The sequence below is a fragment of the Rhizobium sp. SJZ105 genome (assembly GCF_007828365.1).
Lineage (GTDB): Bacteria > Pseudomonadota > Alphaproteobacteria > Rhizobiales > Rhizobiaceae > Agrobacterium > Agrobacterium tumefaciens.
The window spans coordinates 1-9,814 of sequence record NZ_VIUP01000031.1 but is presented as its reverse complement, the minus strand read 5'-3'; the positions used below and the strand labels follow the sequence as shown (position 1 = coordinate 9,814).

9 protein-coding genes are annotated in these 9,814 nt (G+C 55.5%); 6 read left to right on the top strand and 3 right to left on the bottom strand.

All coding sequences use genetic code 11. From position 1 onward, the window contains the following. Nucleotides 1-93 precede the first annotated feature (93 nt). Nucleotides 94-948 carry a DMT family transporter gene (locus tag FB593_RS27230; protein ID WP_145167642.1) on the top strand — a complete coding sequence of 285 codons (855 nt, stop codon included), beginning with the start codon at nucleotides 94-96 and terminating at the stop codon, nucleotides 946-948. 73 nt (nucleotides 949-1,021) lie between these two features. Here the strand turns inward: FB593_RS27230 and FB593_RS27225 are convergent, their stop codons facing one another. Then, nucleotides 1,022-2,032, bottom strand: coding sequence for a LacI family DNA-binding transcriptional regulator (locus FB593_RS27225; protein ID WP_145167640.1), 1,011 nt, complete (start codon nucleotides 2,030-2,032; stop codon nucleotides 1,022-1,024). Between the two features lie 112 nt (nucleotides 2,033-2,144). Between FB593_RS27225 and FB593_RS27220 the strand changes: the two genes are divergently transcribed. The 5 genes from FB593_RS27220 to FB593_RS27200 all read left to right on the top strand — a co-directional run bounded on the left by FB593_RS27220 (nucleotide 2,145) and on the right by FB593_RS27200 (nucleotide 7,230). Further along, nucleotides 2,145-3,149, top strand: coding sequence for a substrate-binding domain-containing protein (locus FB593_RS27220; protein WP_186448005.1), 1,005 nt, complete (start codon nucleotides 2,145-2,147; stop codon nucleotides 3,147-3,149). A 105-nt stretch (nucleotides 3,150-3,254) separates the two neighbouring features. Further along, nucleotides 3,255-4,337: an ABC transporter permease gene (locus FB593_RS27215; protein WP_210246056.1), complete on the top strand. Its 1,083-nt coding sequence runs from the start codon at nucleotides 3,255-3,257 to the stop codon at nucleotides 4,335-4,337. Beyond that, complete coding sequence (locus tag FB593_RS27210; protein ID WP_145167634.1) at nucleotides 4,334-5,119, top strand: ATP-binding cassette domain-containing protein; 786 nt, start codon at nucleotides 4,334-4,336, stop codon at nucleotides 5,117-5,119. Before FB593_RS27215 ends, FB593_RS27210 begins: the two co-directional genes overlap by 4 nt. A 77-nt stretch (nucleotides 5,120-5,196) precedes the next feature. Beyond that, on the top strand, nucleotides 5,197-6,564 hold the full coding sequence (locus FB593_RS27205) for an amidohydrolase family protein (RefSeq protein ID WP_145167632.1): 1,368 nt from the start codon (nucleotides 5,197-5,199) through the stop codon (nucleotides 6,562-6,564). Between the two features lie 27 nt (nucleotides 6,565-6,591). Then, entirely contained in the window at nucleotides 6,592-7,230 is a 639-nt protein-coding gene (locus FB593_RS27200; RefSeq protein ID WP_145167630.1) for a VOC family protein, read from the top strand. A 204-nt stretch (nucleotides 7,231-7,434) separates the two neighbouring features. Here FB593_RS27200 and FB593_RS27195 read toward each other — a convergent pair whose 3' ends face one another. Both FB593_RS27195 and FB593_RS27190 read right to left on the bottom strand, forming a co-directional pair. Next, the gene (locus FB593_RS27195) at nucleotides 7,435-8,874 is read right to left on the bottom strand and encodes an IS1182 family transposase (protein WP_145167628.1); all 1,440 of its coding nucleotides are present in this window, start codon (nucleotides 8,872-8,874) and stop codon (nucleotides 7,435-7,437) included. A 44-nt stretch (nucleotides 8,875-8,918) separates the two neighbouring features. After that, a complete protein-coding gene (locus tag FB593_RS27190) occupies nucleotides 8,919-9,353 on the bottom strand; it encodes a GNAT family N-acetyltransferase (RefSeq protein WP_145167626.1) in 435 nt (144 codons plus the stop codon). Between the last annotated feature and the right edge of the window lie 461 nt (nucleotides 9,354-9,814).

The following is a 9,814-nucleotide window of genomic DNA, read 5'->3' as shown; positions in this document are numbered from 1 at the left end:
TGGCCATGGGCCAAGCTTGAATAGAGAGCCGTATGCGCTGAAAGGTGCACGTACGGTTCGGGGAGGAGAAGTGCTTCTGCGCTTCTTACTCCACTGAAATGGGCGGCGGAACTGATCACTCCGTTGCAAATAACGCTTCTGCGGGTGTTCTTCGGGTTCCTCCCGCTCGCCATCGTCGCCTGGCGAAAAGGCGTGATCCACCGGGATCAGGTGCGCCACCTGCCGCATTTCCTCGTCATGGCCGTGCTGGCAACCACCTTCTACTACTTCGCGATCGCGGAGGGCACGGCACTTCTTCCCTCCGGCATCGCCGGCGTGCTCGGGGGCTCGATCTCGCTGTTCACGACGATCGCCACCCTCCTGTTCCTGCGCAGTGAAAAGCTTAATGCTTTGATGCTCGCAGGCGTTCTTGTCGGTTTCGCCGGCATCATCCTGATCGCGCGGCCGTGGGAAGGGTCGGATCGGACCATCGACATAACGGGGGTCTTCTGGATGCTGGCCGCGACCACCATCCTCGGCCTCTCCTACGTCTATGTCCGCCGCTTCCTGTCGCCCCACAATCTGCCACCCCTTGCGCTCGCCACATGGCAAACCGGGCTGGCCCTGCTGGTGCTCCTGGCGATCACCGATCGAACGGGAATGGGCAACATTCTGCAGAACTGGCACGCTGCAGCGGGTGTCGCGATCGGTCTTGGCGTCCTGGGAACCGGGATGGCGTTCCTGATCTATTATTACCTGCTGCAAGAGCTGGGCGCGGTCGCAGCCTCGGGTGCAACCTATATCACTCCGAATATAGCCTTGCTGATCGGTTGGGCCGTCGGTGAGAAAGTCGGAGTTTTGGAAATCGGAGCGATCGCTCTGGTGCTTGCCAGTATCGCAATGTTGCAGATCGGCCGCCAACGTGCAGTGAGGGAAGAGCGGCGATTGGACAGTGCAAGGGCCAATTGATCCGCAATTTTGCCGCGTTGCATAAGTCAGGGTACCATATTGAGCAAATGTCGGGATTTTTGCGAAACCTGGGTCAGCAATTCTCGCGCAGATAGATACGAAACTCAGGGCGACCCGGCTGACCATCGTATCTGCCGTAGTAAGCCAGAAATCTCTGCACGGCGACCCGCGCTTCCGATACAGGGTCCTGGTCTATGATGGCGTCAACCAAGCCCTCTTTTAGCAATGCTCTGTTTTCTTGCGTTAGCTCGTGGCTGATAAGCTGTACATTACGCTTCCCCGTGTTTCGAAGAAACTCGGCTATGACTTTGCTACCCACGGAGATATTATATATCCCGGCAATGTTATTATTCTCCGACAAAGCATTCTTCACAAGGAGTTCCGTCGAAATCTCATCCTCTTGACTCTCAACGGGCTTGGCGAATGTACACTGAGGGAACCTATCGCGCAGGACGGACCGGAAGCCCATTTCTCGTTGTTCATGACAATGAAACGATTGAAGGCCGGAGATGAGCAAAACGTCCCCCCCTGCCGCTCCCAAAAAACGACCCATCAATTCGCCGGCGACCCTCCCTTCCGACCGAGCATCGACACCGATGAAGCTGATGCTTCCAATCCCAGGGAGATCTGATGCCAGCGTAAAGACAGGCAGACTGATGGCTAACCTCTGAAGAATATCTCTTATCTGCGGATGTTCGAATACGTCCACCAAGACGCCATCACAACCCGCCGACGCCATCCCGATCTTTTCCACGACATCGCGATGATCAAGGCGCTCGTAAAAATAGAAGGCAAGCTGAACATTGAGGTAGCCGTAATCGAAGGCACACTGCCTCAAGGCATCAACCAGTTCTTTATAGAACGGATTGCTGCGGTTTTGCAGTACGACACCAAGCTTCAAAATTCGAGTTGGCCGGAGACTAAGCATACGATCCAGGCGAAGATCACGGGCGCATTTCAGCACACGCTGCTCTGTTTCGGCTTTCACATTGCCACGTCCGTTGATTACGCGATCGACCGTTCCCACGCTAACGCCAGCAGCTAGTGCCACGTCCGCAAAAGATGCTTTTTTTCCGACCTTCATATCTACCTCTGTTGGATTCCCAACATTATTGAAATTCCTAGCGGGATACCAACAGTCTAAGCTGATTTTGTTAGAGATGTCACCAAAGTGGCGCGATCAGAGGATGGAACAAATGAAAATGAATAATTGGAAAGCACCCGGCTTTCGGGTTGGGAGCATTACGAGGGTGGTTTCGGCGGCAGTTATCGGTGCGGTGATCTTGGCCGCGCCGGCGTTTGCCCAGGAAAAACGCCTGAAAATTGTACACATTGGTGTAGCTGCACCGACCGGCTTCTTCGCCTACCTGAATAAGGGGGCTGAGGACGCAGCCAAGGACCTTGGAGTCGATTTCACCTACATCTTTCCGAGCACTCCCACTCTTCCTGCACAAGTTGAAACGATCACAGCAGCAATTGCCGGCGGCGCTGACGGAATTATCATCAATGGCATCGGAGATGACAAATCCTATTATGACGTCATCGAGCAAGGCAAAGCGCAAGGCATAGCTTTCGGGAGCGCACTCGGTCCTCAAGCCGGAAAAGGAACCCAGCTTCGTGATCTTAACGATCCTTTCCTCTTCCACGTTGGCGCCGACGAATATGCGGGTGGTGTCACCATCGCAAAGAAACTACTGGAAACCATCAAAACCGGCCATGTCGTCGTTGGCAATCCACAGCCAGGTGACAGCGCGACCTGCCAACCACGCGCAGCCGGTGTCATCGACACCCTGAAAGCCGCGAATCTGACGGCAGAAGTTCAAGAGCTCACTCTCGATCCGGGCCAGATCGCAGAGACGATGACCAATTACCTGCGAGCGCATCCGGATACCAGGGCCATGATTTCCGCATGCTCACCGATTGCTCCCTATCTTGAAGCGAAAGAGAGGGCAGGGCTTTCAGATCTGGTACTCGCCGGCTGGGATCTGGACGAGAACGGCGTCGCGGCGCTGAAATCCGGGAAGCTGAACTTTACGATCGATCAGCAGCAATATTGGCGCGGCTACATCCCGGTCCTGCTGATGACCCATTACCTGAAGTACGGCCTCATCCCGGCCAATGCATTTCTGACAGGGCCAGCAATCGTCGATCAATCGAATATCGAAAAAGTCGCTCCGCTTGTTTCGGCAGGCTACCGGTAATCCGATACAGGTCTCGGCGGTTTGCCGAGGCCTGTCCACGCCATTGGATCAACACCTATGTCTCAAAAACACCTGTCTGAGCGTTCACGAAACGCAGCAGAGCGTATGCGTGAATTGCTATTGCGGCCTGAATTCACAGCCGTTGGCGCTGCAATTGTGGTAATCACCGTATTCAGCATCATGTCGCCGTTGTTTCTGACAATCCCTACGTTGGCGTCGGTCAGCAGCGTTGCAGCCGAATTGGGTATCGTCAGCATCGGCATGACAATCCTTTTGATTGCAGGCCACTTTGACCTCTCGGTCGGAGCGATTCTTGGATTGACTTCTTTTTTTGTCGTCACGCTCATGAACGATTTTGGACTGTCACCGGTCTTTGCAATTTTCTTCGCCATCGCCGGCGCATGCGCTCTCGGTCTCGTCAATGGCCTGCTCCAGACGAAGACTGGCATCCATTCCTTCATCATCACGTTGGGAACGTCGCTCGTCTACAGGGGCATGCTTCTCGCGTTCACTGGGGGCTTTCCAAAGTCAGTTGATATGCCTCGTGAAGTGTCCAATGTGATTGCCGGCCCGATATTGTTTGGCGGGATGAGGATGTCGCTCGTCTGGTTTATCCTGATCACCGTTCTCGCGACGATCCTCTTGCTTAGAACGCGCCTTGGCAACTGGATACAAGCTGTTGGTCAGAATGCGAAGGCCGCCCATAATCTAGGGGTCAATGTAAACAGGACGACCATCCTTGCTTTTACGCTCTCCGGGGGTCTTGCAGGGATTGTCGGCGTCATGCAGGTCGCGAGATTCGCCAGTGTCGATGCCATGCGTGGGACAGGGATTGAACTTCAGGCGGTTGCGGTTTCCGTTATCGGAGGAACGCTCCTGTCCGGGGGGTATGGTTCTGCAATCGGAGCCATGATGGGCGCAATCGTGCTTGCATCCATCCAGACCGGCCTTGTGCTCGTTTCTGCGCCGGGATTTCTTTACACGACGATCATGGGTGTGATTGTCGTCGGCGCTGTTCTGGTCAACAACTGGTTCAGTACGCTCATATCGCGCATTGCTCCAATGACAGTGGAAGAACCGGAAGGAGACGCGAGGCAGCTTATACCGCCATTGCAGCCCATACCCCCTGGTGCGATCGAGAGCGAAGCTTCCGTTACATCGCAGGTGAAGCAGGAGGCGCAGAAATGACGGCACATGTTCAGCCAAACGGCGCAGCTCAAGCTGTTGACGCTACACCCGTCCTCGAAGCCGTCAACATCGCAAAATATTTCGGCGCGACCACAGCGCTTTCCGACGTCTCCCTGAAAGCCTGGGCCGGAAAGGTAACAGTTCTCCTGGGAGATAATGGTGCCGGAAAATCGACACTGATCAAGATCCTTTCAGGCGTTTATCGGCCAGATGCGGGCGAGCTGCGGTTCAAGGGCCGGAAGGTTACGCTCTATGACCCAAACGAGGCCAGGGCGCTGGGGATCGCAACCTGCTATCAGGATCTCGCCGTCTGCGATCTGCTCTCTGTCACCCGGAATATTGTTCTTGGGCAAGAGCCCACGAAGGGATTCTGGAAGTTCCGGATTTATGATGCCAAGGCGGCTGATCGCCTCGCGAAAGAAGCTCTCGATGGGTTGGGGGTCAAGCTAAGGGGCAGCCTACGCTCAAGAGCCGCAACACTGTCTGGCGGCCAGAAACAGTCTCTCGCCATCGCCAGGGCGATGTATTTCGGTTCCTCCTGCCTTATTCTCGACGAGCCGACTGCTGCGCTCGCGGTCCGACAAGCGACCCGGGTAATCGAGCACATCGACCGGGCGCGACAGATGGGCAACGCCGTCATTCTTATAACCCACAACTTCAATCACGCGCTGGAAATCGCCGACCATCTTGTCGTGTTTGCAAGGGGCCGCGTCATCGGCTCGTTCGAACGGGGAGAGGTGAACCTGCAAGGCCTGACGGAACTCGTTTCAAGGGAGGCCTAGCTTTCGTGGCAAAGGCCGAATTCGCATCAAAGCCGTTAAAGGCGGCTCCGTAACGACGATCACGAAAGGGGACGCCCATGTCTACCGAACTGACAGATTTCATTTATTCCAGCCCGATGTGCAGCACTCACGAGCACACGGAGTATGAGCATTATTATTGCGCCTCGAAACCAGACGTGCTCACGCAGCTCTTTGACAACTACGTCGTCCATGATCTTCAATCTGCAGGCGCCGCGGAAGAACAACTGGCAGCGCTCATCGATCCTGGCAGCGGAGATGTTGGCAAACGTTTCAGGGATATCCAGTCATACTGGAATAACATTCAGCACACTGGCTATGCCGAGGCGGTGAAGTTAACCGCCAGGCACTTGTTTTCAATTGATCAGCTAACTCCAGACACTGTAACGACGGCGCAGCAGAGTAACCCGTATCCGGGGACAGAAGGGGAGCGGCTTACGATCCTGAAGGACGTGGCCGGCCTAGATCATGTCCAAATTGACACGAACTCCCGACCTTTACCGCACGAAATGATCGGCCAGGATTTTTTCTTATATGATTTGAACATGTTCGACTTTGCGGCAGGAAATCCGGACTTCAATCAGATTGAAGACCAGCTCGGGGAGAAGATAGGCTCTCTTGAAGCTTTGGAAGCCGCAATCGGCACATTGTTTGCAATCAGCTCTCGTTATGCAGTGGCAGTGAAGACGCAACACGCCTACGCCAGAACATTAAAGTGGAGCCCACGCAGCAACGAAGATGCCGCCTTGGCCCTGCAGAAAGTCCGGCAAGCCAGATCAGACGCATCGGAAGCCGATCGCCTGTGCCTTGGCGACTGGTGTTTATCGCGTATCGCGGAGCAATGCGCAGCTCATAATCTGCCTTGGAAAATCCATACGGGGTATTTTGCGAAAAACAACTTTATGCCTACCGAAAACCTACGGGCCGGAAATCTTGACGGTTTGATCAGGGCGAACCCTCGTACCCGCTTCGTCTTGATGCACATTGCCTATCCTCACTCGGACGAGATGATCGCGCTGGCGAAACACTACGCAAATGTTTCCGTAGACATGTGCTGGGCTTGGAGCATCAATCCGCTGCATGCCAGCGACTTCCTGCGCCGGTACATGCATGCCGCTCCCAAGAACAAGCTCTTCATATTCGGTGGAGACGCTCATCTTCCTGCTGCGTCTGTGGGCTACAGCTACCAGTGCCGCGACTGGTTCAGGCGAACCCTTCAAAAGGAGATCTCCGAGGGTTTCCTTGCCGAAAATCAGGCCATTGATCTTGCCCGCTTCTTTATGGCCGACAACCCGTACGATTATTATGACCTGACGAGCAAGAAGGATAACTTGCGTAGCGCTACGGCGGAAATTGTTAAAGCGCACGGCCACGAAAAGGCTTTTGGCTTTCCGCCCAAAGGGATTCGGGACAGCGGCAAAGCCTGATACAGCCCTTCCCCCAAAGGAAAAGAAATGATTATCGATCACATCGGTTGGGCCTGTTCCGATCTTGAAGATGGCATCCAGCAAATATTCGACTTGCTGGGTGTGCGACCAAGGGCGGGCGGCCGCCACAAGGGTAACGGTACCCAAAACGCTCTCCTGTCCCTTGGGCCGGGACAGTACCTTGAAGTCATAGGGCCAGACCCTCAACAAGACATTGTCGGAACTGAGGGAGAAGCATTTTCCAAGCTGCAGCAGAACGGCGTATTCACCTTCTGTCTTGCCTCCGATGATCTTTTTCAGTCTGCCGCTGTTGTGCAATCTCTTGGATATGATGCCGCAGGCCCTTCTGATTGGACGCGTCAGCTACCTGATGGTGGCAAAATGGAGTGGCGTTTGCTCCGATTCGGTGGGCACAAACTGGGTTACTTCCTACCGATTTTCATAGACTGGCTGGCCTCGCCACATCCGTCGTCGTCTGCTCCGACAGCAGGCTCATTATATCAAATTCAGGTGCGTCACCCACAGGCCGACGCCCTGCAGCGAGCCTATTCTAGGTTAGGTATAGATGGTGCTGTCGTCGAAGAAAGTGAGGAAGCATCAATCTCGGCCATAATTGAAACTGACCACGGTCTCGTAAGGTTGGGATCTGCGTCGTTTGCGAGCTAGCATTGGCAGCTCACAATCGAATTGTCGCAAATATCCTACAGACCGTCCTAAAACTCTTTGGCTGAATGAAGTCCTGCGCTTTTCAGTGCCGGAGCTCTACGGGTGAAGAGATTTCCCTGATTTCGATGTCCAAAGAGCCCGACAAGGCGTTTTGAGCGTTTTTGAATGCGCCATTTGGTTCAGAAAGTGCGCACAGTGGGGCTGTTATGTCCTGACAGCAGCAATCAGACCCGAAACGCCGACAAGGGTGAGGGCTCTTTTGATGTTATAGGCTAGCGCCGTCAGGCTGAACTCTGCGCGGACGTTTTCCAGTCCCCGCATCAGGAACGCGCCCTGATACATCCACTGCTTGATCGTGCCGAACGGGTGCTCGACGCTCTCGCGCCGTTGGTTCAGAATGTCGGGCCGCGCGGCGAGACGCGCCGCCATGCGGTCGATCACCGCCTCGTTCTCTAGACGCGACACGCGACGGAAGCTTCTGGTGCAGTGTTCGCGCAGGCTGCACGCCTTGCAGGCGTCGCGGTTGACATAGTCGATCTTCACATTGTCGCGGGACTTGCCAAAATGGCGGGGTGAGAGCACCTGATCTGCGGGGCAAAGGTAGATGTCCTTGTCCGGGTCGTAGCGGAATTCCTCTTTGGAGAAGAACCCCTCGGCCACGGCCGGGCCGCGGATCGGCTTGGGAACATAGGCGGTGATGCCTGCATTCTCGCAAGCCTCGATATCCTCGATCTTGAAGTAGCCCCGGTCCGCGACCGCCTCAATCCTGTCGACACCAAGCGTTTCCATCGCCGCCTCGACCGTTGGCGCAAGGAGCCCCATGTCCAGGACCTGATTGCAGACCTCCTGCTCGGCGATCAGCTTGTGCTTCACATCAACGGCAACCTGGATGTTGTAGCCGACGCCGACCTTCGTCATGCGGGCCATGGCGCGGGCATCCGGATCGGTCAGCGAGATCTGGTCCTCGCCAGTGCGATCCAACTCATCCAGCAGCGCCTTGTGGCGATCCCGCTTGCCCTGGATGGCCGCAATCTTTTCCGCGAGTTTGCCATCGCTGCGATTGGTGCCGCTGCTGGCCACCTTGTCTTCGTCAGCGTCGCTGTCATCGAGCCTCTTCATGTAATCGGCCAGCTTCTCGTCGGCCTCGCGGATGAACTTCGTCAACGCTCCCCGTGTGAAGTTGCGATCCTTGTTATTCACTGCCTTGATGCGCGTCCCATCGACCGCCAGCAGTTCCCGTCCGAACAGATCGAGCTGCCGGCACAGGATGACAAACTCCCGAAACACCGGCCTGAAGGCCGACCGGTTGACACGGCGGAAATCGGCGATGGTGCGGAAGTCAGGCTTCAGGTGCCGCAGCAGCCAGATCACCTCAATGTTGCGATGGGCCTCCGCCTCCAGCCGTCGGCTGGACCGCACGCGGTTGATGTAGCCGTAAACGTAGAGCTTCAAAAGATCGGCCGGATCATAGCCCGGACGACCCGTCTCCTTCGCCGCCACCCGCACGAAGCCTGCGGCAGCAAGATCAAGGCCGTCGACGAAGGCCTCGATGAAGCGCACCGGATTGTCCGTGCCGACGTAGTCGTCCACCGCTTCCGGCAGAAGCAGCAATTGCGCGCGATCTGTTCCTGAAAGATGAGCCATAGCAGAATCTATCACAGCTCGCCGATCCCTGGAATCTCGAGGTTTTACATTTCGACAGCGACAAACGTCTTACGCAGCCAAATGCAGGCGTGTCCTGCTGGCAACCCGTCAATCCGTCCGAATTCTTCATAACCGCGAGATCGGTAGAAGCCTGGGGCTTGAAAACTGAAGGTATCAACGTAAGCCCCAATGCAGCCGCGCTCGCGCGCAACTGCTTCGGCTTTGTCCATCAACAAACTGCCAACGCCGGCCCCTCGAACCGAGTTCGACACCCAAAGCCAATCAATGAACATCCAGGCATAGAAGGTCCTTGCCTTCACTCCGCCCTTTACCGAACCCTCGCCATCGCGTGCTATGACCCATAGGTCTTCCGCATTGTCGGGGCCGGCCTTACTGAAATTGTACTCATCCAGTCCTTGGTCGATAATCTGCCGCGTGGTGGCATCTGGAATGCCCTCGACTTCAACTGCTATCGACAACGGATCCCTCATTAAATGGCGCTATTAATGGCAAGTGCTGAGGACGAGCACCCGTCCGACAGCGTTGCGTCGAAACAGGATAACTCGAAGAGCCCGGTTCGGCACGACTAAAAGCAACCGGAGTTTTTGGACGGTCTGCCTAACATTTGCGACAGATTCGGCGTGTCTGAAAGTTCAGGGGAATTTCTGTCGCGAAAGTCAGGCGCAAAAGTCGAATTTTCGCGACAGACATTTGCGACAGATTCGATAGCTACTTTCGACCTTCAGCCCCATATCAAGACGCTCGCACTTCTCTAAAGCAGCTCGCTATTCCAATATGATTGGAATCAGGGAGGCAATAAGCAGCGTGGCCATCGCGACGTTGAAGTGTCAGTACCGGAGCAATACTCCCCAATAGTGCCGTTTGAATCTTCCCCAGGTGCTGCGTCCGCTGGTTTTCCGGGGCGCGCCCCGGAAGACCA